At 41.1% G+C, this 24,885-nt stretch carries 22 protein-coding genes and 1 pseudogene; 15 read left to right on the top strand and 8 right to left on the bottom strand.

Annotated elements, in window-relative coordinates:
- Nucleotides 1–11 precede the first annotated feature (11 nt).
- A complete protein-coding gene (gene cyoE / locus ABE954_RS03930) occupies nt 12–899 on the top strand; it encodes a heme o synthase (protein ID WP_042846922.1) in 888 nt (295 codons plus the stop codon).
- Between the two features lie 926 nt (nt 900–1,825).
- A complete protein-coding gene (locus ABE954_RS03925; RefSeq protein WP_042846923.1) occupies nt 1,826–3,190 on the top strand; it encodes an MFS transporter in 1,365 nt (454 codons plus the stop codon).
- A gap of 61 nt (nt 3,191–3,251) precedes the next feature.
- On the opposite strand, the gene ABE954_RS03920 is transcribed toward ABE954_RS03925, so the two are convergent.
- Nucleotides 3,252–3,743, bottom strand: a complete 492-nt coding sequence (locus ABE954_RS03920; RefSeq protein WP_166696901.1) for a YajQ family cyclic di-GMP-binding protein — start codon at nt 3,741–3,743, stop codon at nt 3,252–3,254.
- 189 nt (nt 3,744–3,932) lie between these two features.
- On the opposite strand from ABE954_RS03920, the gene panE reads away from it, so the two are divergent.
- The 3 genes from panE to ABE954_RS03905 all read left to right on the top strand — a co-directional run bounded on the left by panE (nt 3,933) and on the right by ABE954_RS03905 (nt 5,811).
- A complete protein-coding gene (panE, locus tag ABE954_RS03915; RefSeq protein ID WP_206227204.1) occupies nt 3,933–4,844 on the top strand; it encodes a 2-dehydropantoate 2-reductase in 912 nt (303 codons plus the stop codon).
- Nucleotides 4,807–5,400: a protein deglycase YajL gene (yajL, locus tag ABE954_RS03910; protein ID WP_042846926.1), complete on the top strand. Its 594-nt coding sequence runs from the start codon at nt 4,807–4,809 to the stop codon at nt 5,398–5,400. The genes panE and yajL overlap by 38 nt, the downstream gene beginning before the upstream one ends.
- 267 nt (nt 5,401–5,667) lie before the next feature.
- Entirely contained in the window at nt 5,668–5,811 is a 144-nt protein-coding gene (locus ABE954_RS03905; RefSeq protein WP_004914564.1) for a Hok/Gef family protein, read from the top strand.
- A gap of 69 nt (nt 5,812–5,880) precedes the next feature.
- Here the strand turns inward: ABE954_RS03905 and thiI are convergent, their stop codons facing one another.
- The gene (gene thiI, locus ABE954_RS03900) at nt 5,881–7,332 is read right to left on the bottom strand and encodes a tRNA uracil 4-sulfurtransferase ThiI (RefSeq protein ID WP_042846927.1); all 1,452 of its coding nucleotides are present in this window, start codon (nt 7,330–7,332) and stop codon (nt 5,881–5,883) included.
- Nucleotides 7,333–7,551: 219 nt separating this feature from the next.
- On the opposite strand from thiI, the gene xseB reads away from it, so the two are divergent.
- The 5 genes from xseB (at nt 7,552) to ABE954_RS03875 (ending at nt 12,438) form a co-directional block, all read left to right on the top strand.
- Nucleotides 7,552–7,803, top strand: coding sequence for an exodeoxyribonuclease VII small subunit (xseB, locus tag ABE954_RS03895; RefSeq protein WP_042846928.1), 252 nt, complete (start codon nt 7,552–7,554; stop codon nt 7,801–7,803).
- 3 nt (nt 7,804–7,806) lie between these two features.
- A complete protein-coding gene (gene ispA / locus ABE954_RS03890; protein WP_187550661.1) occupies nt 7,807–8,724 on the top strand; it encodes a (2E,6E)-farnesyl diphosphate synthase in 918 nt (305 codons plus the stop codon).
- Nucleotides 8,725–8,976: 252 nt separating this feature from the next.
- Entirely contained in the window at nt 8,977–10,842 is a 1,866-nt protein-coding gene (gene dxs / locus ABE954_RS03885) for a 1-deoxy-D-xylulose-5-phosphate synthase (RefSeq protein ID WP_129466857.1), read from the top strand.
- Nucleotides 10,843–11,456: 614 nt separating this feature from the next.
- A complete protein-coding gene (gene caiF / locus ABE954_RS03880; protein ID WP_042846931.1) occupies nt 11,457–11,849 on the top strand; it encodes a carnitine metabolism transcriptional regulator CaiF in 393 nt (130 codons plus the stop codon).
- Nucleotides 11,850–12,204: 355 nt separating this feature from the next.
- On the top strand, nt 12,205–12,438 hold the full coding sequence (locus ABE954_RS03875) for an SEL1-like repeat protein (RefSeq protein WP_187550662.1): 234 nt from the start codon (nt 12,205–12,207) through the stop codon (nt 12,436–12,438).
- A 71-nt stretch (nt 12,439–12,509) separates the two neighbouring features.
- On the opposite strand, the gene caiE is transcribed toward ABE954_RS03875, so the two are convergent.
- From caiE to caiT, 6 genes are all read right to left on the bottom strand, one after another.
- Nucleotides 12,510–13,103: a carnitine operon protein CaiE gene (caiE, locus tag ABE954_RS03870; protein WP_264403488.1), complete on the bottom strand. Its 594-nt coding sequence runs from the start codon at nt 13,101–13,103 to the stop codon at nt 12,510–12,512.
- Between the two features lie 23 nt (nt 13,104–13,126).
- Nucleotides 13,127–13,912, bottom strand: coding sequence for a crotonobetainyl-CoA hydratase (gene caiD, locus ABE954_RS03865; RefSeq protein ID WP_129466860.1), 786 nt, complete (start codon nt 13,910–13,912; stop codon nt 13,127–13,129).
- Between the two features lie 87 nt (nt 13,913–13,999).
- On the bottom strand, nt 14,000–15,559 hold the full coding sequence (gene caiC, locus ABE954_RS03860) for a crotonobetaine/carnitine-CoA ligase (protein WP_042847027.1): 1,560 nt from the start codon (nt 15,557–15,559) through the stop codon (nt 14,000–14,002).
- Between the two features lie 70 nt (nt 15,560–15,629).
- Nucleotides 15,630–16,850, bottom strand: a complete 1,221-nt coding sequence (gene caiB / locus ABE954_RS03855; RefSeq protein WP_371025731.1) for an L-carnitine CoA-transferase — start codon at nt 16,848–16,850, stop codon at nt 15,630–15,632.
- Between the two features lie 63 nt (nt 16,851–16,913).
- Entirely contained in the window at nt 16,914–18,056 is a 1,143-nt protein-coding gene (gene caiA, locus ABE954_RS03850) for a crotonobetainyl-CoA dehydrogenase (RefSeq protein WP_042846935.1), read from the bottom strand.
- Nucleotides 18,057–18,090: 34 nt separating this feature from the next.
- On the bottom strand, nt 18,091–19,608 hold the full coding sequence (gene caiT, locus ABE954_RS03845; protein ID WP_071547710.1) for an L-carnitine/gamma-butyrobetaine antiporter: 1,518 nt from the start codon (nt 19,606–19,608) through the stop codon (nt 18,091–18,093).
- A 504-nt stretch (nt 19,609–20,112) separates the two neighbouring features.
- On the opposite strand from caiT, the gene fixA reads away from it, so the two are divergent.
- The 5 genes and pseudogenes from fixA (at nt 20,113) to ABE954_RS03820 (ending at nt 24,861) form a co-directional block, all read left to right on the top strand.
- Nucleotides 20,113–20,883 carry a putative electron transfer flavoprotein FixA gene (gene fixA, locus ABE954_RS03840; RefSeq protein WP_042846937.1) on the top strand — a complete coding sequence of 257 codons (771 nt, stop codon included), beginning with the start codon at nt 20,113–20,115 and terminating at the stop codon, nt 20,881–20,883.
- An 11-nt stretch (nt 20,884–20,894) separates the two neighbouring features.
- Nucleotides 20,895–21,836 (top strand): FAD-binding protein, encoded by a 942-nt coding sequence (locus tag ABE954_RS03835; RefSeq protein WP_129466861.1) that lies wholly within the window; start codon nt 20,895–20,897, stop codon nt 21,834–21,836.
- A 52-nt stretch (nt 21,837–21,888) separates the two neighbouring features.
- On the top strand, nt 21,889–23,175 hold the full coding sequence (gene fixC, locus ABE954_RS03830) for an FAD-dependent oxidoreductase FixC (protein ID WP_210786963.1): 1,287 nt from the start codon (nt 21,889–21,891) through the stop codon (nt 23,173–23,175).
- The gene (gene fixX / locus ABE954_RS03825) at nt 23,172–23,459 is read left to right on the top strand and encodes a ferredoxin-like protein FixX (RefSeq protein WP_042846940.1); all 288 of its coding nucleotides are present in this window, start codon (nt 23,172–23,174) and stop codon (nt 23,457–23,459) included. Before fixC ends, fixX begins: the two co-directional genes overlap by 4 nt.
- Nucleotides 23,460–23,536: 77 nt before the next feature.
- A pseudogene (locus tag ABE954_RS03820) lies at nt 23,537–24,861 on the top strand (MFS transporter).
- Nucleotides 24,862–24,885 lie beyond the last annotated feature (24 nt).

The raw sequence follows: 24,885 nt of genomic DNA, 5'->3' as shown, positions 1-24,885 counted from the left end.
GAGTTGCCGATATGTTTAAGCAATACCTGCAAGTGACCAAACCAGGAATTATATTCGGAAACTTGATTTCTGTGATCGGCGGTTTTTTATTAGCCTCTAAAGGCTCGATAGATTACCCGCTGTTCGTTGCGACTTTGCTGGGTGTATCACTGGTCGTGGCTTCTGGTTGTGTTTTTAACAACTACATCGACCGTGATATCGACCGTATCATGGAAAGAACAAAGAATCGCCCGTTAGTTAAAGGGCTGATTGACCCGAAAGTTAGCCTGATTTACGCAACTGTATTAGGTATTGCGGGTATGCTGCTACTACTTGTAGCAGCCAATGCTTTGGCAATGCTACTTGCAGTTATCGGTTTCATTGTTTATGTAGGCGTTTATAGCCTCTATATGAAACGTAAATCAGTTTATGGCACGTTGATTGGTAGTCTATCTGGTGCAGCACCACCAGTTATCGGCTACTGCGCTGTCACAAATGAATTTGATACAGGTGCATTGATCCTGCTATTAATTTTCAGCTTGTGGCAGATGCCTCACTCTTATGCCATTGCTATTTTCCGCTTCAAGGATTATAAAGCCGCAAACATTCCTGTGTTACCGGTTATCAAGGGAATATCTGTCGCTAAGACACATATTTTCCTATATATCCTAGCATTCATGGTCGCAACACTAATGTTAGCTATCAGTGGATATGCGGGCTATAAGTATTTAATCGTAGGTGCAGCAGTTAGCCTGTGGTGGCTCGGTATGGCTATTTCCGGTTTTAAAACCGAAAATGACGACCGTGTTTGGGCTAGAAAATTATTCATCTTCTCAATCGTAGCTATAACCTCATTGAGCGTGATGATGTCTGTTGATCCTATTGTTTCAAGCGATACTGTTATAGCTCTCGTCAGATAACTTTTCTAGTTACTGATGATAACTATGCCTAAACGGCGGGGTTTCCCCCGCCGTTTTCATTTACCATTCCTTGCGTTAATGACCCATTTTTACTTATTCTGCCTACCCTTATGACGCAATTTTATGGTTAAATAGCCCCTTGCTATTATAAGCTAGATATAAAACGCACTATTAAAAGCTATAATCCATTGATTTTATACATTAAAAATATCAGTTCTACTTATAAAGATTCAAAATAGATTGAATTATAGAAAAGCGACAAACGAAGATATCCTTGAGAACGTACATCAATATGTGACCTAGGTAGCTAAGAGATGCCAGCACCGCTACAACTCGAAATATGAAGAATATTATTGCAAGGCGGCAAACGAGGGTATCTTAGGGAGCATACATCAGTATGTGACCTAAGGAGCCGAGAGAAGCCAACACCGCTACAGCTAACATACTGATAGTTTGGTTTAAATTATTTTGCTACAACATCACTTTTTTATTCAAAATAGTTCGTGTTGTAACAAGGCGGCAAACGAGGATATCTTAGGGAGCATACATCAGTATGTGACCTAAGGAGCCGAGAAAAGCCAACACCGCTACAGCTAACATACTGATAGTTTGGTTTAAATTATTTTGCTACAACATCACTTTTTTATTCAAAATAGTTCGTGTTGTAGCAAGGCGGCAAACGAGGATATCTTAGGGAGCATACATCAGTATGTGACCTAAGGAGCCGAGAGAAGCCAACACCGCTACAGCTAACATACTGATAGTTTGGTTTAAATTATTTTGCTACAACATCACTTTTTTATTCAAAATAGTTCGTGTTGTAGCAAGGCGGCAAACGAGGATATCTTAGGGAGCATACATCAGTATGTGACCTAAGGAGCCGAGAGAAGCCAACACCGCTACAGCACGAAATATGAAGAATAAAAATGAATGATAATAAAATGACATCCACAGAGCTTAGATCCACTTGGGGGTTAGGTTCTGTTTTTTCCTTGCGCATGCTTGGAATGTTTATGGTTTTACCCATTTTGACCAGCTATGGGATGCATTTACAGGGCGCTAGCGAATTTTTAGTTGGTGTTGCTATCGGTATTTACGGCCTTAGCCAAGCCATTTTCCAAGTTCCTTTTGGCTTAATGTCAGACAAAATAGGCCGTAAGCCACTCATTATTATTGGGTTAGTGATCTTTATTCTCGGTAGCATTATTGCTGCATTAAGTGATTCTATTTGGGGAATTATCATCGGTCGGGCCCTTCAGGGAGCTGGGGCGATTTCTGCGGCTGTAATGGCATTACTTTCTGACTTAACCCGCGAACAAAATCGAACCAAGGCTATGGCATTTCTAGGCATTAGCTTTGGCTTAACATTTGCCATCGCATTAGTTTTGGGCCCTATTATTACCCATATGATTGGGTTAAATGGCCTATTCTGGGGGATCGCACTTCTCGCTGTCGGCGCTATCGCACTCACTATTTTTGTTGTTCCAGACACCAATACCCATGTTTTAAACCGTGAGTCAGCCTTTGTTCAAGGTAACTTAAAAACCGTTCTTGCTCAGCCACAATTACTGAAATTGAATATAGGTATTTTATGTTTACATACCTTGTTAATGTCGAGTTTTGTTGCCTTGCCACTCATTATGACAAAAGCTGGTTTTTTAGCCCCCGATCATTGGAAAGCCTACCTAGTTACCATGCTAATTGCCTTTGTAACAGTACTGCCTTTCATTATTTATGCTGAAAAATACCGCAAGATGAAGCAAGTCTTTCTATTTTGCATCGTACTGCTCGCTGCTGCTGAAGTGACATTATGGCTTTCAGGTAATCACTTATGGGTTATTTTCTTAGGTATCCAACTGTTTTTTATTGCCTTTAATATTATGGAAGCCATTTTACCATCACTGATTAGTAAGGAAGCTCCCGCTGGTTACAAAGGAACCGCAATGGGTGTTTACTCCACTAGCCAATTTTTAGGTGTCGCTATCGGTGGTATTGTCGGTGGGTGGTTATACAATTTTGAAGGGGCAAGCACTGTCTTTATTGGTGGCTTAATTTTAACGGTTATCTGGTTTGTTATTAGCTTAACAATGCAACAACCGCCTTATGTCAGCAGTATTCGCATCGAATTACCAAAACACATTGAAGATAGTCGCGCTCTTGAGCAAAAATTACAGGCACAAAATGGAGTCATGGAAGCGCTCGTTGTAGATGAAGAGTTAAGTGCTTACGTTAAAGTTGATAGAAAGATTATTAACAGGGAACAACTCGAAGCGATTATCAACTCACAATAAGCAATAAATAGTTAGCCCATAATAAATGGGCTAACTATTTAACATGTAAGTTTCACAATGATTAATCGCGAAAATTATTAAACTGGAAAGGTTGACCTAAATTACCACCACGCACGAGCGCCATAACCGATTGTAAGTCATCGCGAGCTTTACCTGTCACACGAACTTGGTCGCCTTGAATTTGCGCTTGTACTTTTAGCTTGCTGTCTTTGACCAATTTTATTATCTTCTTAGCAATAGCAGCGTCTATCCCTTGTTTGAATGTCACTTCAACACTATAGGTTTTCCCGCTATGTACAATATCATCTGGTACATTTAATACCGCACCATCAATACCGCGTTTTGCCATTTTTTCTCTTAAAATATCGACTAACTGAAGTACTTGGAAATCAGACTCACTGGTGATTTTCACTGACTCATTTTTGTCATTTAGTTCAAAGCTGGCTTCAACATTTTTGAAATCCCAACGGCTTGTTAGCTCACGCTGTGCATTTTCCACTGCGTTGCGCACTTCATTCATTTCAACTTCAGATACAATATCAAACGATGGCATAACTAAAACCTCGACTAATTATTTTTTAGGTTGCCCGCATAATACCGTCTTTGCTCCCCCTACTTCAAGTTATCAAGGACCACTAGATTTCGTTTACTACAACTCAACGTATTAACAGTATATACTAAGAAAAAATCACTTCCGCCTTACCTTATAAGACGTTAGAGATCCGATATGAAAGGGGAAACAATGAAAATAACCCTAATTGGTTGTGGTGCAATAGGTAAATTGTGGCTTTCCTCACTAACCTTGCAAGGGCACGAAACACAAGGTTGGTTACGTGTTGCTCAGTCTGATTTATTTGTCGATGTTAATGACCCCAGTGGGCGTACTTTCCGAGAACTTATTCCTTGCAATAATATTAACCATCTGCAAACAAGTGAGCTTGTTATCGTGTGTTTAAAAGCATGGCAAGTTTCCGATGCCCTACTCCCCTTACTCGGTAATATCCCTGAGAATACGCCAATTTTATTGCTCCACAATGGAATGGGAACAATCGAAGAACTCGCCCCTATACGCCACCCAATTTTAGCGGGTGTCACAACACACGCTGCTTGGCAAAAAAATAACCAAGTATTCCATGTCGCTCATGGTATTACGCATATCGGTGCAATTAATTCACAAGCACAAGCTTACTACCCAATTGCAGATATTTTACATGAAGCTTTACCAGACGTCGCTTGGCATAACCATATTCAAACAACCTGTTGGCGCAAACTTATCGCAAACTGCGTGATTAACCCGCTTACGGTTGAATATGACTGTAAAAATGGGCAGCTAATTGATTACCCGAAACAAATTTCACAAATCATAGATGAAATCTGCGCTGTTATGGAAGCAGAAGGGCTACATACCGATAAATCAGAGCTAACCGAGTATATATACAGCATTATTTATAATACTTCGGCTAACTATTCTTCTATGCTGCAAGATGTGCGCAATAACCGCCGTACCGAAATTGATTACATTACGGGTTTTTTAATCAAACAAGCGCGAGCTCATGGGCTTAATACTCCTGAAAATGACCGCCTTTATCATTTAGTCAAAAATAGAGAACAACAATATGACGATTTCCGTTCTAATTTGCATCGCTCATGGTAGTGAAGAAATAGAAACCGTGACTAGCGCAGATTTATTAGTCAGAGCCGGTATTAATGTTACTTTAGCCAGTGTAACTGAGGATAGCTCCTTACAGGTTACTGCTTCTAGAGGAATGAAAATTGTCGCAGACACACCATTAATTAAAGTCGCAGATGAACCTTTTGACGCAATCGTACTTCCAGGAGGGCTTGCTGGCGCTGAGACTTTCCGTGATAGCCCTCTGGTTGTCGAAAAGGTTCGCCGCATGCATCTTGATGGCAAAATTGTCGCAGCTATTTGTGCAGCGCCAGCCATTGTATTGGAGTACCATCAACTATTCCCACTTGGCAATATGACGGGTTATCCTGCCATGAAAGATAAAATTTCAGCCAATAAATGGGTTGACCGCCGAGTTTATTTTGATGAGCGAGTTAATTTGCTAACGAGCCAAGGTCCCGCAACATCTTTTGATTTCGCCTTAAAATTAATCGAACTCTTAGTTGGTCGTGAAATTGCAGGGAATGTTGCCAGCCAGCTAGTTTTGCCGAATGGGATCAACGATTATTTAGAAGATTAAATGGAAATTTATAACATCGCATAATAGGTTATCAGCTAACATTAACCCACTGAATAATAATGATTATCAAATAAAATCATCAGTAAAAAGACTTCGTTTATAGCCCTTTTTTGCTATTATCATAGTGGGTGCTTGGATCATTTTGGTTCAAGCATTTGCCAAAGCCAAAAAGACGAAAGCCCCGAATTTAGATGTTAATCTTAATCCGAGGCAGTTTCCAAACTCACAATTTGATTCTGTCTCCTTTTAGAAAAGGAGTCAAGAGGAATGGCCAAAATTGCCCTTCTGGGGCTAGTTACCGTGTGTCTTACGGTATTGTGTTTTTCATTGTTAATGCAAGAAAGGCTATGCTCTTTCAGTATCAGCAGCGGAAGCACGCTGGTTCAAGCGACGTTATCTTGCGATAACTAGTCTTGTGGGGGAATTTCCCCCACATTTCTCTCTAATTGTGCGTTGGTGATACAAGCACCCTGTTTTAAGTTATGGGCGATAAACCTTTATATTTTCATAACCTTGCTCTTTTAGGTATAGTGCTTGCAAGCGGCTCATTACCCCACGGTCACAATATAATAAATAGGTTTTATCTTTTGGTAAGTCACCAAATTGCGTACTCAATTTATAGAATGGAATGTGCTTAACTTCCATTCCATCTACATTCAGTGGCTTGTCTTCAAATTCATCAATTGAACGAATATCTAAAATCACTTCATTTTCAATTGAAAGTTCACTCACCATTTCAATTTCAGGGACTTTTTCAAGGCTTTCTTGTGCAATTTGTCGAATATCGATATTTTGCGCTTGCTCCACAACAGACTCTAAAATAGCAAAATCAAAATTGGCCTCTTCTGCTTCAATTCGTGCTTTAACAGCTTTCACTGTTGGGCTTTTTGAAATCACACCACAATATTCCGGCATGGTTTTCGCAAAATCTTCAGTCCCAATTTGCCGAGCTAATTTGATTATGTGTTCTTTGTCATGAGAAATCAGTGGCCTTAGCACCAAAGTATCAGAAGCATTATCAATAAGACGCAAGTTAGTTAAAGTTTGGCTAGACACTTGACCAAGCGCTTCACCCGTAACAATTGCCTGCACACCATAACGCTCCGCAACTTTAGACGCAGCTCTCACCATCATACGTTTAAGTACAACGCCCATTTGGCCATCATCGACTTTCTCTAAAATTTCAGCCACAACTGGCTCAAAGTTTACAGCAATAAAGCGCACTTTATGGGAGCTACCAAAACGGTTCCATAGATAATGTGCAATTTGCTTCACGCCAATTTCATGTGCCGCACCACCTAAATTAAAAAAGCAGTAATGAACACGGCAACCACGGCGCATCAACATATAGCTAGAAACACCAGAGTCAAACCCACCGGAAATTAGCGATAAAACATCTTCTTGCGTCCCTATAGGAAACCCGCCAATACCTTCAATACGTGATTTAACTAAAATCAGTTTGTCATCTTCAATTTCCAAATGTACGGTTGTATCTGGGTCTTTGAGCTTAACTTTAGCCGAAGGAATATGTTGGTTTAAACCACCACCAATGTAACGCTCAGCTTCAATCGATGAAAATTCGTGCTTACCGCGGCGTTTCACCCGAACACAAAAAGTTTTGTTTTCGAGAGACGCACCATAAGATTCATGGGTCATTTCATAAATATGGTGCAGGCTAGTAAACGGTTTTTCTTCCACTTCAAGGATATGGTGGATACCGGGAATACGACCTAACATGTCACAAATTTCGTCGTGCTTCGTTTCCCCTTTCACACGCACTTCAATATTATCCCAATTACGGACAACCGAAATTTCTTCGCCAAGAGGTTTTAGCACGTTACGGATATTGCTAGTCAGAATTTTAATGAAACGTAGCCTAACAGTTTGGCTTTTGATGGTAATTTCTGGGAATAACTTAATGATAAACTTCATAATAGCTGCATGTTCATGGTTGTGGGGCAAACGAACGTGTCTTAACAAGGACACACGTATAGGTTACCAATTGTCAATAAAGAGGCGTATTATAACACTATCTTGCGGACTGAATCTAAAAACACCAATAATAAATTGTAACCATGGCAAGACTACGTTAGTCTGCTAAATATTTAACATTCCCCGAATTAACTAATTTAACATTAGTGGCTAAAGAATATGGCTAAAGAAAAATCTCAGCAAGTTGCACCTGTTAGTTTTGAAAACTCGCTTCAAGAGCTAGAGCAAATCGTCGCTCGTCTTGAATCCGGTGACCTCCCTCTAGAAGACGCTCTGAATGAGTTTGAACGTGGCGTTCAAATTGCCAAACAAGGTCAAAAAGTACTGCAACAAGCTGAGCAGCGTGTACAAATATTGCTCAGTGATGACGAAAATAAACCTCTTGCCGATTTTTCACCTGATACTGAATAAATTATGTCTGAACAACATTTAGATAGCTTCACGCTGCAACAAAAACAAACCTATGACAGAGTCAATCAATACCTTTTAGATGCCCTAAATGCGATGCCTTTTGCAAACCTTCCTCTTGCACGAGCAATGCGATATGGCACGTTATTAGGCGGGAAACGTTTACGCCCATTTTTAACTTATGCGGTAGGCTCTATGCTTGGTGTGAACCAAGAAAACCTTGATGCACCAGCTGCCGCTGTCGAGTGCATCCATGCCTATTCATTAATTCATGACGACCTGCCCGCTATGGATGACGATGATTTACGCAGAGGTCAACCAACCTGCCATATAAAATATGGTGAGGGTAATGCTGTCTTGGCGGGAGATGCATTACAAACGCTGGCCTTTCAATTACTTGCTTGTGCCCCAATGCCAGATGTCGCTGATAAAGACCGTATCGCAATGATAGCCGAGCTATCCTATGCAAGTGGCCTTGCTGGGATGTGTGGTGGGCAGGCTCTGGATTTAGACGCCGAAGGGAAATACGTCGACCTTGAATCCTTAGAACGTATTCATCTGCATAAAACTGGTGCACTCATTCGTGCAGCTATTCGCCTTGGTGCTTATGCCGCTGGCGAAAAAGGGCATCAATTACTACCTGTTTTAGATAAATACGCACAGTCCATCGGGCTTGCCTTTCAAGTTCAAGACGATATCCTAGATGTTATCGGGGACAGCACGGTAACAGGTAAGCGCCAAGGGACTGATGCTGAGCACGAAAAAAGCACTTACCCATCTTTACTCGGCCTTGAAGCGGCTCAACAAAAAGCACGTGAGCTATATCATGATGCAATAAGCGCTTTAGAGACGATCCAGTCATATGGGTATAATATAGAAATGCTAAGCGCTTTAGCTAATTTCATTATTGAGCGTAAAAACTGACAATATGCTTTGCCTTTTGGCAACAAGAAGGTCGATAATTACGGCATTTATTACCTTGATGAATCTTCAGAACATTCTATAACTCAAAAAACAGACAGACTATTGCTTACACTAAGCGAGTTATAGAAAGGCAATCAATGAGGATCACCCACAATATGCGTAGATAAATTTACGCACCGCAATACTTAGATAACTGTTTCAGTACCGAGTATTCAATATGTGGGTTTTTTATTAATTATAAGTGAGTACCTAATGAGTATTGATATCGCTAAATATCCAACGCTAGCATTGGCAGAGACACCAGATGAGCTTCGTCTGTTGCCCAAAGAAAGTTTGCCTAAGCTGTGTGATGAACTCAGACAGTTTTTGCTGAGTAGCGTTGGCCGTTCTAGTGGTCACTTTGCTTCTGGTCTCGGTGCAGTTGAGCTTACCGTCGCATTACATTACGTCTACAAAACCCCGTTTGATAACCTTGTTTGGGATGTCGGTCACCAAGCCTACCCACATAAAATTTTAACGGGTCGTCGTGACCGTATTGATACTATTCGTCAAAAAAATGGTTTACACCCTTTTCCATGGCGTGAAGAAAGTGAATATGACATTTTAAGTGTTGGCCATTCATCCACATCGATTAGTGCGGGTTTAGGAATGGCTATTGCGGCAGAAAAAGAAAAGCAAAACCGTAAAACCGTCTGTGTGATTGGTGATGGAGCTATCACCGCAGGGATGGCATTCGAAGCCATGAACCACGCAGGGGACGCCGCACCCGATATGCTTGTTATCTTAAATGATAATGAAATGTCTATCTCCGAAAATGTTGGCGCGTTAAATAACCATTTGGCTCACCTGCTTTCTGGCAAGCTATACACCACATTACGTGAAGGTGGGAAAAAAGTTTTCTCTAACTTACCGCCAATCAAAGAATTGCTGAAAAAGACCGAAGAACATATCAAAGGTATGGTTGTTCCCGGTACCATGTTTGAAGAATTAGGCTTTAACTATATTGGCCCTGTTGATGGACATGACGTCGTCGCCTTAGTTCAAACCTTAAAAAACATGCGTGATTTAAAAGGCCCACAGTTTTTACATATCATGACTAAAAAAGGTCGTGGTTATGAACCTGCCGAAAAGGACCCGATCAGTTGGCACGCAGTACCAAAATTTGACCCAAGCACATTCACTTTACCCAAAAGCAAAGAGACGGGACCGACATTCTCTAAAATCTTTGGGGATTGGCTGTGCGAAGAAGCCAAAGATGATGACAAGCTAATGGCAATTACGCCAGCTATGCGCGAAGGCTCTGGTATGGTTCGGTTTTCTAAAGAATTCCCTGATCAATACTTCGATGTCGCGATCGCAGAGCAACATGCTGTCACCTTTGCAGCTGGTCTTGCTATTGGGGGCTATAAACCCATCGTCGCTATCTATTCGACCTTCTTACAACGGGGTTATGACCAAGTCATCCATGACGTGGCTATCCAAAAAGTACCGGTGATGTTTGCTATTGACCGAGCCGGCATTGTTGGCGCTGATGGCCAAACCCATCAAGGTTCATTTGATATTTCATTCCTACGCTGTATCCCTACTATGGTGATCATGGCACCAAGTGATGAAAACGAATGCCGCCAAATGCTACATACTGGCTACCATTACCAAGATGGTCCAAGTGCTATTCGTTACCCGCGAGGTACGGGGACAGGTGCACAGCTACAGCCTTTAGCTCCACTAGAAATTGGTAAAGGAGTTATCCGTCGCCAAGGGGAAAAAGTTGCTATTTTGTGTTTTGGTACGTTACTTAGTCATGCATTAGAAGCCGCTGAGCAATTAAATGCGACTGTGGTTGATATGCGCTTTGTTAAACCATTAGATGAAGCCTTAATCCTTGAGATGGCAAGCAGCCATGATGTGCTCGTTACACTCGAAGAAAATGCAATTAAGGGTGGTGCGGGTAGTGGTGTGAATGAGTTCCTAATGCAGGAAAAAAGAATCATTCCTGTTTTAAACCTTGGTTTACCAGACTATTTTATTTCTCAAGGTAGCCAAGAGGAACTTATCGCTGAGCTCGGGTTAGATGCAACGGGTATTATTAAGTCAATTAATACCTACTTAGCCAAGTAATAGGTTAACGAAAAAAGGCATTACCATGATAATGTAATGCCTTTTTAAATAACAAAGTTAATCACTCTCATTTTCTTTTTATATACACAGTAATAGAGTGTTAACTTTAACTCTATTATTTCATTTCCAATGCAACTTTTAAAAAAAACACTTTTAAACCCTGCTTTTACATCTTAACTATATTTTTATATCATAATAATAAATAAAAAAACCAAACATAATAAACTTATATACAATGATATTTATTCTATTCACTCTAAAACAGAATATATACAAAATATTTATCTTGAATGTAAATTTTGAAAATAAAAACATGCAAATTATTTTTAAATCCATTAATATGAACTATGTCACTGTATGACAGTGTAACTTAAGCTCTGACTTATATTGGTTTTTCATTGCATTATGCAATAAAGCTTTTCCTATTATATTTCAAAGCGTAACACTGAATAATAACGACTATATGATTTTAACAATTTTAACCAGGCTTTAATATTTAATTATTTTGTTTTCTTAATTTAAAAACCAGGAAACAAATAAACGCATTCCAACTACAATTTGCATATAGTTTCTCTTTATTTAGCCAATTTTAATAAATATATTTGGGAGCGCTTATGTGTGGACAATATATTAATGAACCTTTGTATTTATCCATTGCTAACTGGGTAATGAAACAAGGGCGCTGGATCACCGCCAGAGAAATATCTAATAATTTTGATATCCCTCACCCTAATGCGGTTAATATTGTTTCTTATATTTTATCTGACGTAGCTGAAATTCAATGTGAAGTTAAAATGATCCCGAATAAATTATCGGGTCGTGGCTGTCAGTGCCAAAGGCTGATTAAGGTTACAAAAATTGATAATCAACTTTATGCACGTCTTAGAAACCACCAATCTGAAAAAGTCACTATTGATTCTCCAGTGAAAGCGGCATCTATGCCACCGAGTGAATTAAATCGAGAGCAAAAATGGCAATGGATGCTATCAAAGGCACAACGCCGTTAACATAATGATCACATCAAAAAAACACGGGCTCAAGTCTGCGTTAAGGCTGTCGACAAAGCGGGATAAAAGCGTATTTTTCCCGCTTTGTATTATCAGCCGAAAATCAACAAATTAATTTTCTTCATATACTTTCAATAACTTATACAACTCAACAAATGAGATGCAAAGCTAGCTTTATAATTCTAAAAATATATTATTTATGGCATGATAGCCATCTATGGGAAAAATAAGCCTGTATAGTATTGCCTATCCAAGAGGAGAAATATTTACTGAATATTGGTTTAGGTTAAAAGGTTGCTAAGAAAACTTAACTTTCATAGCAGAAAATGGACGCTATTTATCACCTATAATTAATATGAAAAATAAATTATTTCTAATCGCGCTATTGTTAATAACGGCAAGCCATGCATATTCAAACCCAGAGTTAAATAATGATAACTTTGAGCAAACAAAAATATTAGCAGAACAAGGCAATATTGAGGCTCAAAATCAACTCGCGATCATGTATTTCAACAGTTCTGGCTCCAAGCAAGACTATGTTAAGGCGATGGAGTGGTTTCAAAAAGCTGAACAGCAAAAAAATAACTAACCTCATTTTTTCATAATAATCACTGTCGATAATGAAAACGCCCAGCTTTTAACTGGGCGTTCAAAGATTAATTACTGGCCTTTAGGTTTGACATCCGTTGTCCCCATGAGCCTTGGCCTATTCAACTCTATTTCTATCAAGGGTAACGTTTCATGTAATCCTTGTCGGTATCGAATGGCTAAGTCTTGATATTCTTTCGTATTGAGCTGCTTCCAATGCAATTCTTCCTCACGAATATGACGAGCAAAACGTGCAGGGCTGCCAACCAGTAATTGGCGAGCTTCGCCTTGAAACCCAGCTTTAACAAAGCTCATCGCCGCAACAATACTTTGTTCACCAACCAGGGCTCCATCCATAATCACACTGTTCATTCCCACTAATGCATCACGACCAATAATACATCCATGCAAAATAGCTCCGTGGCCTATATGCCCACACTCGTGGACAATGGTTTCGACATCGCTATAACCATGCATAATGCAACAATCCTGAATATTGGCGCCTTTTTCTATGATCAAACGGCCATAGTCTCCACGTAAAGAAGCGTTAGGCCCAACAAATACCCCTTCACCGATAATCACATCACCAATCACCGTCGCTGATGGATGTACATATGCGGTAGGGTGAACAACTGGGATCACCCCTTCAAAAGCGTAAAAACTCAAAATTCACCTCTTTGCTAAATGAACTAGCGCCCTTTCCAACTTGGTGAACGTTTTTCGGCAAACGCCAGCGGACCTTCTGTTGCATCTTCGGAGTGTAAAACCGCGGGGTAGTTTGTCAGCACACCGCTGCGCATAAGCTTATAACCCTCTTCAACAGTAAGCTCTCCGGTTGCGCGAAAAATTTCTTTCAAGGCCGCAACCGCAAGTGGTGCACTTTGAGTGATTTTTTCTGCGAGTTCACGTGCTTTTTCCATTAAACTTTCCATTGGTACTACTTCATTAGCGATCCCCCAGCGTAATGCTTCCTGAGCATCCATACGCCTTCCCGTCATCACCATTTCATTCACGATCGGTGCTGGTAAGATTTTAGGTAAACGCAAGACACCGCCGCTATCAGGCACAATACCAAGTTGGGCCTCTGGTAAGGCAAAACTGGCATTTTCAGAGCAAATGATCATATCTGCCGCTAAAGCTAGTTCAAAGCCTCCACCAAACGCATAACCATTAACAGCAGCAATCACTGGTTTGTTTAAATTGAAAATTTCAGTGAGTCCGGCGAAGCCACCGGGACCAAAGTCGGCATCAGGTGCTTCACCTTCTGCCGCAGATTTTAAGTCCCAACCCGCAGAGAAAAATCGCTCTCCTGCTCCTGTTATAATGGCGACACGCAGCGAAGGATCATCGCGGAAATTAAGGAAAACTTCCCCCATTTTAAAACTGGTTTTTGCATCTATCGCATTTGCTTTAGGTCTATCAAGTACGATTTCCAAAATGGAGCCATTACGGGTAATTTTTAATGATTCGCTCATAGTGCAATCCTTTAGTCATCATGCGCTGCCATTTTGCCTACAGAAAGTTGCAGCCAAAACGTTCGCGTAATTAATAGAGTTATTCGATTATTGCAGATGTTTTTTCAGCACTTTTCCAGAACAGTTACGCGGTAAATCCTTACGTACCTCAACCCATGATGGCACTTTAAATTTCGCCATTTGCTTTTCACAAAAAGCGAAAAACTCTTCCTGAGTTAATGTTTCACCCTCTTCTAACACAATAAAGGCTTTAATCGCTTCATCACGGATCTCATCAGCAACACCAATCACCGCCACGTCAACAATCAAAGGATGTGAAGCAATAATATTTTCAATTTCACTACATGAGACGTTCTCACCGCCTCGTTTGATCATATTGATGCTTCTGTCCACAAAATAGAAAAATCCATCTTCATCTTGGTATGCATAGTCGCCTGTGTGCATCCAATTTTGCTCATCAAATGTTTTTTCTGTGGCTTCAGGGTTGTTGTAATACTCTTTAAATAAAGTTTTACCTCGTTCTCCCTTCACACAAAGCTCACCAATCACCCCAGTGGCAACAGGTTGATTGGTTTTATCCCTAATTTGCGCTTTATAGCAAAAACCAGGACGACCAATGGATGGCCAACGGCGGATATCACCAGGTCTATCCCCAATTAGCCCCACAATAGTTTCCGTCATGCCATAAGAAGTCAGAAAACTTTTCACAGCAAATCGAGCCATAAACTGCTCTTTTTCCTCATCACTCAAGTTGAGGTAAAACATGGCTTCACGTAAGCAATGGTCTTTTTCATTATCCGCCAGCGGCTGGCTTAAAAGCGTACGGATCATCATGGGGATCAGCTCAACAACAGTGGCTTGGTGCCTCACAACTTGCTGCCAGAAACGTCTCGCACTGTATCTCTCAAGTAAGACAAATGTTGCACCCACTGAAAATGCCGCCATCGATGCTGTACATTGGCAATCGATATGAAAGACTGGCATTACCGTAAGGTAAATATCGTCGGAACGTAACGTGTTCTGCCAAGAAGAGTAATAACCCGCAAAGCGTAAGTTGTAATGGGTAATAACCACCCCTTTCGGTTTGGAAGTGGTACCTGAGGTAAATAAGATTTCCGCAGTATCACCCACACTAAGCTCAATAAGTTGGGTTAACTCTGTCGGTTTTTGTGCTTGTTCAAGCAAAAAGTTTGAAATGCCTTCCTGCGGTTTAAACGACATATCTGAAATTAAAAAAATGTGCTCAAGGCTGGTACTTTTATCATCAAGTACACGTTGATAAATATCTAAAAAAGACGCACAAGTGACCACCATACGAGGTTGGCAGTTTTGCATAATCCAAGCGGCTTCATGGTATTTATAGCGTGCGTTAACTGGGACCATAATCGCCCCAATTTTCGCCAAGCCAAACCAGCAAAAGAAAAACTCTGGGCAATTATCTAAATGTAAAGCAACCTTATCCCCTTTTTGTATTCCATAATCTAAAAAGAGATTTGCTGTGCGATTAATTTGCTGATTCATTTCTATATAACTGAATTCACGAATATTTCCATCGCAGGATTCAAAGATAAGCGCCTTATTATCCCGATGGGTCAACGCTAGGTCATCCCACATTTGGCGCAAATTTTGTTTACCGATTACATCCATTAATTGTTTCCCATCATTTCCCTAATGAATATCAGGCCAGTTGGATTAATTGACCTGACTATCCATTCAATTAATCAACTATTTTGGCTAATCCTTTGTCGACTAACCCCCGAATATCAATTTCGCTATATCCAATATTTTTTAGTATCTCTGTCGTATCCATGCCATGTGATGGCATACCACGCCAAATTTGCCCTGGATTATTTTTGAATTTTGGCATCACATTTGGGCCACGACAGGTTTTTCCATCCATAGTCTGCCAACTGGTGATCGACTCACGAGCCAGATATTGTGGGTTGGTTTCTAATTCAGGAATGGTTAAAACTTTGGCGCTTGCAATGTTGAGTTCGGCTAATCTCGCTAGCACCTCATCAATTGAGCGAGCACCTAACCATTCATCAAGTTTTTCTTCCATTAAAGGCCCATAGGGGCACTCAATACGATGAATAAGCTGTGTGCCTTCCGGTATTTCTGGTGTACCAAGAAGATGAGCAAGGCCAATATCTTTAAATATTTCTTGGATTTGTGTGATACCGACGATTTCCATCACAATATAGCCATCATTACAACTATAAAGGCCGCAACCTGCGTAATAGGGGTCTTTCCCCTTGGTCATCCGCGGGCAGATTTCACCACCATTGAAGTAATCCATCATGAAGTATTGCCCCATTCGTAGCATGACTTCATACATGGCAATATCAATACTTTCCCCTTTCCCCGTTTCACGGGCTTTATACAATGCAGCTATAGCCGCTGTTGTAGCTGTCATGCCTGAAAAATAATCAGCAGTATAAGGAAAGGCTGGCATTGGCTGGTCTTTATCACCATTTTGGATAAGATAACCACTAAAAGCCTGTGCAATAGTATTGTAGGCAGCTAGGTTAGTGTATTGAGGGTCACCGTATTGCCCAAAGCCTGATAAATGGGCGATAACCAGTTTTGGGTTATGTTGCCAAAGTACTTCATCGGTGATCCCTCTACGGGCAAATGCAGGTCCTTTACTCGCCTCAATGAATATATCCGTTGTTTCCATTAATTTTAGAAATGCCTCACGCCCTTCATCCTTAAAAATATTCAATGATAATGCGCGTAAATTACGCCTTGATAGCTGTGGGTAATTGGGTTGAACACGGATAGTGTCTGCCCAAGCTACGTTCTCTATCCAAATCACTTCCGCGCCCCATTCTGCAAACATTTGCCCTGCAAATGGACCGGCTATTTCAATCCCTGAAAACACCACTCTGACCCCTGCTAATGGGCCAAATTCTGGCATTGGTAAATGCTCTGCCATGTTCTAATCTCCTGTTAAATTTGGCTGGCCTTCTTAAAAAGCCAACCAATAAACATTCAGCTATTAGCGGTACTGTTTCAGTACACTGCGGCCTAATGTCAGTATTTGCATTTCATCTGAACCACCAGATACACGGTCTACACGCAAGTCACGCCAGAAACGTGCGATTCGATGCTCACCAGCAATACCTACACCACCCAGTACCTGCATCGCAGAGTCTACGACTTCAAATGCCGCATTCGCACAGAAGTATTTACACATTGCTGCATCACCTGAGGTAATCAATCCGTTGTCACTCTTCCAAGCAGTTTCATATAACATGTTACGCATTGAATTGAGCTTGATCGCCATATGTGCAAATTTTTCTTGAATTAATTGATAACGGCCAATTGCTTCACCAAACTGAACACGTTGATTGGCGTAACGGGCTGCATCTTCAAATGCACACATTGCAGTTCCATAGTTAGTCAATGCGACTAAGAAACGCTCATGGTCAAACTCTTCTTTCACACGGTTAAAGCCGTTACCTTCACGGCCAAACATATCTTTTTCATCCAGTTCAACGTTATCAAAGGTAATTTCGCAGCAGCTATCCATACGTAGGCCCAGTTTCTCAAGTTTATTGACCTTGATACCGGGTTTGCTCATATCTAAAAACCACTCGGTGAAAACAGGTTTATCAGGAGAATCTGCATCACGACTCATCACCACAATGTATGGTGTGTAAGCACTACTGGTGATAAAACATTTGCTACCATTGAGATAAACTTTGCCATTACGGCGTTGGTAAGTTGTTTGTAAACTCCCTACATCAGAACCCGCGCCGGGCTCCGTAATCGCAGAGTTCCACATTTGTTTACCTGTACCGCGAAATGCCATAATTTTATCAATTTGTTCTTGGGTCCCTTCTCTGAGTACGGTATTAAACCCCCCCGGTAATTGGTACAACACATACGTTGGTGCGCCAAGGCGACCCAGCTCCATCCATACCGCAGCGACTGTAATAAACCCAGCGTTTAAACCGCCATGCTCTTCTGGGATCAACAGGTTATCAATTTCCATGTCCGCCAAGGCTTTAACAAAACGTTCAGGATACATACTGTCGCGGTCGCATTGTGCAAAATAGCTTTCCCAGTTTTCACTGGCCATCAGCTCACGGATCCCTGCGACAAACAGCTCCTGCTCATCATTCAATCTAAAATCCATATTAATAACCTCTTAAATGTTGTTTCTGAATAAATTAATCATTTTTCCAATGCACTTTTGCATCTTTAATAAAGGAGAGCGTTACCATAATGTTGACGAAAAAAAGTGGGCATCCTCCGGCAATTATCGCTGTTTGAATCGGTTTCAATCCGCCTAGAGCCAGTAATACGATACCGATAACACCGACTAAAACAGACCAACCGATACGCACCAATAACGGTGGCTCATCGCCATCTTTCACTGCGCGACAAGTCGACATAGCGAGAGTGTATGAACAAGCGTTGATGAGTGTGACGGTGGCGATAAAGCAGAGGATGAAGAAGCCCCAAATTGTTGCAGTGCTCAAAGGTAAGGCTGCCCATGTTTCAATAATGGCGCGTGCAACGCCGAATTCTTCAATCAGCTTTGGAATGTTAATAATATTTTGGTCAACGAGTTGTAATGTATTACTGCCTAGGATGGTCCAAATTAACGTTGTCCCTGCCGTCAAGCCTGCTACCATGCCGATACACAGCTCACGGACAGTACGGCCTTTAGAGATACGGGCGAGGAAAATACACATTTGGATGGCATAGATTACCCACCACGCCCAATAGAATACGGTCCAACCTTGTGGGAAACCGCCTTTACCCACTGCATCTGTATAAAACAGCATGCGTGGCATATACATCATTAAAACCCCGATAGAATCGGTGAAATAGTTCACAATGAAGCTGGCGCCGCCAACAATAAATACCCATCCCAGCATCAAGAAACTCAAGTAACTACGGACGTCACTGGCAATTTTCACCCCTTTTTGCAAACCAAAAGCCACGCAGATTGCATTTAGGATGATCCAGCAGAAGATAATGATGGCATCAAGTTGTAAGGTATGAGGAATACCAAATAAGTATTGAATACACTCAGTAACGAGTGGTGTAGCTAACCCTAAGCTGGTCCCCATGGCTAATATCAAAGCGACCAAGTAAAAATTATCAACGATGGTACCGAACCAGCCATTTACATGTTTTTGACCCACTAATGGGACAAGGGTGCTACTTGGGCGGATAACATCCATTTTGCGAACAAAGAAAAAATAACCGAATGCAACAGATAAGAAACTATAGGTTGCCCATGGTAGTGGTCCCCAGTGGAATAAACTGTATGCAAGCCCAATATTTTTGGCCTCTGTTGAATAGGCTTCAAAACCAAAAGGAGGTGCAGAGACGTAATAATAGATTTCAATAGAACCCCAAAATAGTACCGCAGCAGAGGTACAGGAGGCGAACATCATAAAAATCCAGCTCGCGCGGCTAAATTCAGGTTTTTCATCCCCCAAACGCTTTTTGGCGTAAGGACCCAATATTAACCAAAACCAGCCACCAAACATTATCACCATGTACCACTCAAATGCCCAGCCCCATACATTAGTGACATAGCTGAATACTTGATTGATAACTTCGTTAGAAGCATCAAGGTCACGGACGGTTAACCAACACAATAGTCCAACAATGATCAATGGCGGAAAAAAAACTTTTGGTTCTATTCCACCCTTTTTATTTTCTTTGCTCATAGTTCGATCCCAATTTATTATTTAATATATAAGCTTTTAAATAGATATTAGTCTCAACACCTCATCTCACTTATTTATTACTAAACTCAATAAATTTAATTAAGTATTAATCCAATCACTATTCAAATCATGTCGAGTCCCCATTAACAATTCTGTTATTAAGGTCACAATATTATTCGTGATAAATATTTGTTACTAATACCTGACGCTTTAATAATTAAAATAACCAATAAATACATATAGATAAATTATCTTGTAATATTAATGTTATTAAATACCTTCAGTATTGGTGATTAGCATAACAATATTGAACATTACATTGATAAGTTGATGATTTTTACAGTATTGGTGAGTAGTGTATCAGTATGAATATTTAAACCGACTTTAATTCAAGGTTTTCAATATTGGTGACTTAGGTTTTATTTTTAAATATCCAGTTCATGATAATTATATAATCCGAAACAAAAACGGATCATATTTATTAATTATATTTTAGGAGATGTAATGAATATTATTACATGCTATAAATCTGTTCCCGATGAACAAGATATTATTGTAAATAGCTCAGATGGTTCTTTAGATTTTTCACGTGCAGATACCAAAATTAGTCAATATGATTTAAATGCGATTGAAGCAGCTAACCAAATTAAAGCGCAACAAGCAGATAGTAAAGTTATTGCGTTAAGTGTTGGTGGTAAAGCACTAACCAATATGAAAGCACGTAAAGATGTATTATCTCGTGGTCCAGATGAACTTGTTGTCGTTATTGACGATCAACTCGAACACGCCTTACCACATCAAACTGCACTTGCCTTAAGTTCTGCGGCTCAAAAAGTTGGTTTTGATTTAATTATCTGTGGTGATGGTTCCGCAGACTTAAACGCTCAACAAGTTAGTATCTTAATGGGTGAAACCCTGCAAGTTCCCGCTATCAATGGCATAAAGAAAATTGTCTCCATCACACCGGATACGCTCATTGTAGAACGCGAATTAGAAGATGAAATTGAAACATTGTCCATTTCGTTACCTGCCATTATCGCAGTGACCTCCGATATTAATGTCCCTGTCATCCCATCAATGAAAGCCATTTTAGGTGCCGCTAAAAAACCCGTTCAAGCTTGGGCAATAACCGATATTGGCTTGGATAACGTTACAGCATTATCCGCACAATCTATCGCAGCACCTAAGCAAAAAGTTCGTCAACGCATCATCATTGAAGGTGATGGCGAAGAGCAAATTGCACAATTTGCTGAACATTTAAGAAAAATCATTTAATCGGAGGAGTTATGAGCAAATTATCAACCGTTTGGGTATTTAGTGATATGACTTCCCGTTTACCTGAACTTATCGGTGGGGCCCTCACTCTCGGCGAACAAGTCAATGTATTAACGTTAGATGACGCACAAAGCTCACAAGCCTTTCAACTTGGCGCAACCCACGTTTTTCAACTGTCTGGTAAGCCTGACGACCGTATCATCGAAGACTATGCTGATACCATTGTCACGACAATTAAACAGCATGGCGATAACGGGCTATTACTGCTACCTAATACCCGTAGAGGTAAATTACTGGCTGCACGCTTAGGTGCAAGACTGCAAGCTGCTGTGTCTAACGATGCGGCAACTGTGACAGTAGAATCAGGAAAACCTGTAATAAAACATATGGTTTATGGTGGGTTAGCCTTTGGCCAAGAAACCTTAAACAGTTCATTTTCAGTCGCTACACTCACCACCGGCACGTTTGAAGCTGCGCAAAATAATGCATCACTCAGCGGTACTGCTCAAACTGCACCATGGGTCGAACCAAAACAATCTATTGTACGTACCTCGATTCAGAAAAAAGCAGGTAACTCCGTTGAACTAGATAAAGCACGTCTAGTGGTCAGTGTAGGTCGGGGGATTGGAAGCCAAGAAAATATCGCTATCGCGAAAAAACTCGCTGATACCATCGGCGCTGAAATTGCCTGTTCTCGCCCTGTCGCAGAAAACGAAAAATGGATGGAGCATGAGCGCTACGTTGGTATTTCCAACCTGATGCTGAAACCTGAGTTATATCTCGCAGTAGGAATTTCTGGTCAAATTCAGCATATGGTTGGCGCAAACGGCGCACAAACTATCGTCGCCATTAATAAAGACAAAAACGCCCCTATTTTCCAATTTGCAGACTATGGGATCGTTGGCGACCTGTTCAAAATTTTACCGGTTTTAACGCAACAACTGGCTAAATAAATTCAATAGCAGTGGGGTTTTCCTCACTGTTTCAGTGACCTTTGGAGAAACTATGTCCGATGATATATTTGATGCAATCATTGTAGGCGCGGGTCTAGCTGGTTCAGTGGCTGCATTGGTGCTTGCCCGTGAAGGTGCGCAAGTTCTCCTAATCGAAAGGGGAAACTACGCAGGCGGTAAAAACGTCACTGGTGGCCGCATGTATGCTCATAGCTTAGAGCGTATCATTCCTGAATTTACCCAAAATGCCCCTATTGAACGTATGATCACGCGTGAAAAGCTGTCATTTATGACAGAAACAGGTGCAGTAACAGTCGATTTCCAAAACGGAGCAGAGCACCCCCCAGAAGAAACCTCTTGGTCAGTGCTGAGAGGCAAGCTTGACCCGTGGTTAGTCGAACAAGCTGAAAATGCCGGCGCACAATGTATTACAGGTATTCGCGTTGATAAGTTAGTGGAACAGGATGGCAAAGTTGTAGGTGTTGAAGCCGATGGTGATGTGCTAGAAGCCAAAGTGGTGATCCTCGCTGATGGTGTGAACTCCATACTGGCTGAACAACTAGGAATGACCAAACGAGTGAATGCTGAGCATGTCGCTGTTGGGGTAAAAGAATTAATTGAATTGCCAAAAGATATTTTAGCTAACCGATTTAATCTTAAGGAAAAAGAAGGGGTTGCATGGCTATTTGCGGGGGCTCCTACCGATGGCTTAATGGGGGGAGGCTTCCTTTATACCAATGAAGATACTATTTCTTTAGGTTTAGTTTGTGGCTTACATCATATTAAAGATGCCAAAAAATCGGTTCCACAAATGCTCGAAGATTTTAAACACCACCCAGCGGTCGCCCCATTAATTGAAGGGGGCAAAATGATTGAATATGCCGCTCACGTTGTCCCAGAAGCGGGCTTGAAAATGCAATCAGAGTTGGTCCGTGATGGTGTGCTAATCGCAGGGGATGCAGCTGGGATGTGTATGAATTTAGGCTTTACCATCCGCGGAATGGACTTAGCCGTTGCTTCGGGTGAAGCCGCGGCAAATGCAGTAATTAACGCTATGAAAAAAGAGGACTTTAGTAAACAAGGACTCAGTGAGTACCTCAAATTACTCAACGAAGGCCCTCTTCGTGATATGAAAATGTACCAAAAAATGCCTGAGTTTTTAGATAACCCACGCATGTTTTCCGCTTATCCAGAAATGGCTGTCGGTATTGCTAAAAAACTCTTCACTATTTCAGATGAAGCACCTGTGCCACTGCGTAAGACTATGCTACAAGAGGCAAAAAAAGTCGGCTTCATCAATTTAATCAAGGATGGAATTAAAGGAGTGAGGGCAATATGAGTGATCCAGTCAATGTTGATGTCAAGTTAGGCATTAATAAATTTAATGTCGATGAAGAAAATCCACATATTGTTATCAAAGAGCACCCGGATATGAAAGTGCTCGAAATATTAACCAAAGCCTGCCCTGCTGGCTTATATAAAAAACAAGAAGATGGCTCCGTACGTTTTGATTATGCCGGCTGCCTTGAATGCGGAACCTGCCGTATCCTAGGCTTAGATAGTGCATTAGAAAAATGGGAATACCCACGCGGCACATTCGGCATTGAATTTCGTTACGGCTAATTTAATTAGCATAACCCTAAAAGCCATTAACTTTTAGGGTTTTTAAGCGCATATTTGCGCTGACACTGGGATGCACAATGAAACCAAGAAGTTTTGACGATGTCCAATTTTCTTCCGTTCATCGGCGGATCATGCTCTGGGGGAGTGGTGGGCCTTTTCTGGACGGTTATGTTTTAGTCCTGATCGGCGTCGCTTTAGAGCAACTCACTCCAATATTAAGTTTAAACAGTGAATGGATTGGCTTACTAGGTGCCGCAACGCTTGCGGGTTTATTCATTGGTACCTCACTGTTTGGCTACATTTGCGACCAAGTCGGTCGCCGCAAAATGTTCTTAATCGATATAGTGGCCATAGGGGCAATCTCTGTTGCAACTATGTTTGTTTCAACCCCTTTAGAACTACTAATAATGCGTTTTTTAATTGGCATTGTCATTGGTGCTGATTATCCCATCGCAACCTCGATGATCACCGAATTTTCCAATACCAAACAGCGTGCGTTTGCGGTCGGGTTTATTGCAGCCATGTGGTACGTTGGCGCAACTTGTGCCAATCTTGTTGGCTATATGCTTTATGATGTTCAAGATGGTTGGCGCTGGATGCTAGGCAGTGCCGTCATTCCATGTATCGTTATTTTAATTGGCCGTTTTGATCTACCTGAATCGCCTCTTTGGTTAATCCGCAAAGGACGTATTCAAGAATGTGAAAAAATGATGGAAAAACTGTTTGGCCAACCTGTGGTTTTTGAAGCTGAGGAAGCGAAAAAAACACATTTTCATCAACTGTTTAATAAACGACATTTTTCTTTCGTATTATTTACTGCGATTATTTGGACCTGCCAAGTGATCCCAATGTTTGCCATCTATACTTTTGGCCCACAAATTGTTGGGCAACTAGGTTGGGATCAAGGTAAAAATGCGGCTTTAGGCAACGTAGTTATCAGCTTATTTTTTATGTTAGGTTGCTTACCAGCGATGTACTGGCTAAATAAAATGGGAAGACGACCACTGCTAATTGGTAGCTTTGCCCTAATGACTGCAGCGCTAACTATACTCGGGTTATTTTCTAACCTTGGTATCTGCCTCGTCATTATCATGTTTGGTATTTATGCATTCTTCTCTGGGGGCCCAGGGATTTTACAGTGGCTCTACCCTAATGAGTTATTTCCAACAGATATTCGCGCATCCGCCGTTGGGGTCATTATGTCCATCAGCCGTATCGGAACCATTTTTCCACATGGGCACTACCGATTTTTATCACAAAATACGGTGTTAGCACGGTGGTATTGATGGGGGCAGGGGTTTCTTTACTTGGGTTAGTTGTCTCAATTCTATTTGCGCCAGAAACCAAAGGATTAACCCTAGCACAAACCTCAGTGATGGGTATTCGGCGCAAAAAGAAGTAAAAGAAGTAAAAGAAGTAAAAGAAG

The organism is Providencia sp. TYF-12, assembly GCF_041344805.1.
Lineage (GTDB): Bacteria > Pseudomonadota > Gammaproteobacteria > Enterobacterales > Enterobacteriaceae > Providencia > Providencia huashanensis.
This window is presented reverse-complemented; position numbering and strand designations above follow the sequence as displayed.

What these genes read in the sequence shown, in the direction of transcription:
- caiT (WP_071547710.1), bottom strand. Translation starts at nt 19,608, where the DNA reads ATGAGCAAAGAAAATAAAAAGGGTGGAATAGAACCAAAAGTTTTTTTT.
- caiC (WP_042847027.1), bottom strand. Translation starts at nt 15,559, where the DNA reads ATGGATGTAATCGGTAAACAAAATTTGCGCCAAATGTGGGATGACCTA.
- fixX (WP_042846940.1), top strand. Translation starts at nt 23,172, where the DNA reads ATGAGTGATCCAGTCAATGTTGATGTCAAGTTAGGCATTAATAAATTT.
- caiB (WP_371025731.1), bottom strand. Translation starts at nt 16,850, where the DNA reads ATGGCAGAGCATTTACCAATGCCAGAATTTGGCCCATTAGCAGGGGTC.
- dxs (WP_129466857.1), top strand. Translation starts at nt 8,977, where the DNA reads ATGAGTATTGATATCGCTAAATATCCAACGCTAGCATTGGCAGAGACA.
- caiA (WP_042846935.1), bottom strand. Translation starts at nt 18,056, where the DNA reads ATGGATTTTAGATTGAATGATGAGCAGGAGCTGTTTGTCGCAGGGATC.
- xseB (WP_042846928.1), top strand. Translation starts at nt 7,552, where the DNA reads ATGGCTAAAGAAAAATCTCAGCAAGTTGCACCTGTTAGTTTTGAAAAC.
- yajL (WP_042846926.1), top strand. Translation starts at nt 4,807, where the DNA reads ATGACGATTTCCGTTCTAATTTGCATCGCTCATGGTAGTGAAGAAATA.
- fixA (WP_042846937.1), top strand. Translation starts at nt 20,113, where the DNA reads ATGAATATTATTACATGCTATAAATCTGTTCCCGATGAACAAGATATT.
- fixC (WP_210786963.1), top strand. Translation starts at nt 21,889, where the DNA reads ATGTCCGATGATATATTTGATGCAATCATTGTAGGCGCGGGTCTAGCT.
- ABE954_RS03905 (WP_004914564.1), top strand. Translation starts at nt 5,668, where the DNA reads ATGGCCAAAATTGCCCTTCTGGGGCTAGTTACCGTGTGTCTTACGGTA.
- thiI (WP_042846927.1), bottom strand. Translation starts at nt 7,332, where the DNA reads ATGAAGTTTATCATTAAGTTATTCCCAGAAATTACCATCAAAAGCCAA.
- caiF (WP_042846931.1), top strand. Translation starts at nt 11,457, where the DNA reads ATGTGTGGACAATATATTAATGAACCTTTGTATTTATCCATTGCTAAC.
- ABE954_RS03835 (WP_129466861.1), top strand. Translation starts at nt 20,895, where the DNA reads ATGAGCAAATTATCAACCGTTTGGGTATTTAGTGATATGACTTCCCGT.
- panE (WP_206227204.1), top strand. Translation starts at nt 3,933, where the DNA reads ATGAAAATAACCCTAATTGGTTGTGGTGCAATAGGTAAATTGTGGCTT.
- cyoE (WP_042846922.1), top strand. Translation starts at nt 12, where the DNA reads ATGTTTAAGCAATACCTGCAAGTGACCAAACCAGGAATTATATTCGGA.
- ABE954_RS03875 (WP_187550662.1), top strand. Translation starts at nt 12,205, where the DNA reads ATGAAAAATAAATTATTTCTAATCGCGCTATTGTTAATAACGGCAAGC.
- caiD (WP_129466860.1), bottom strand. Translation starts at nt 13,912, where the DNA reads ATGAGCGAATCATTAAAAATTACCCGTAATGGCTCCATTTTGGAAATC.
- ispA (WP_187550661.1), top strand. Translation starts at nt 7,807, where the DNA reads ATGTCTGAACAACATTTAGATAGCTTCACGCTGCAACAAAAACAAACC.
- ABE954_RS03920 (WP_166696901.1), bottom strand. Translation starts at nt 3,743, where the DNA reads ATGCCATCGTTTGATATTGTATCTGAAGTTGAAATGAATGAAGTGCGC.
- ABE954_RS03925 (WP_042846923.1), top strand. Translation starts at nt 1,826, where the DNA reads ATGAATGATAATAAAATGACATCCACAGAGCTTAGATCCACTTGGGGG.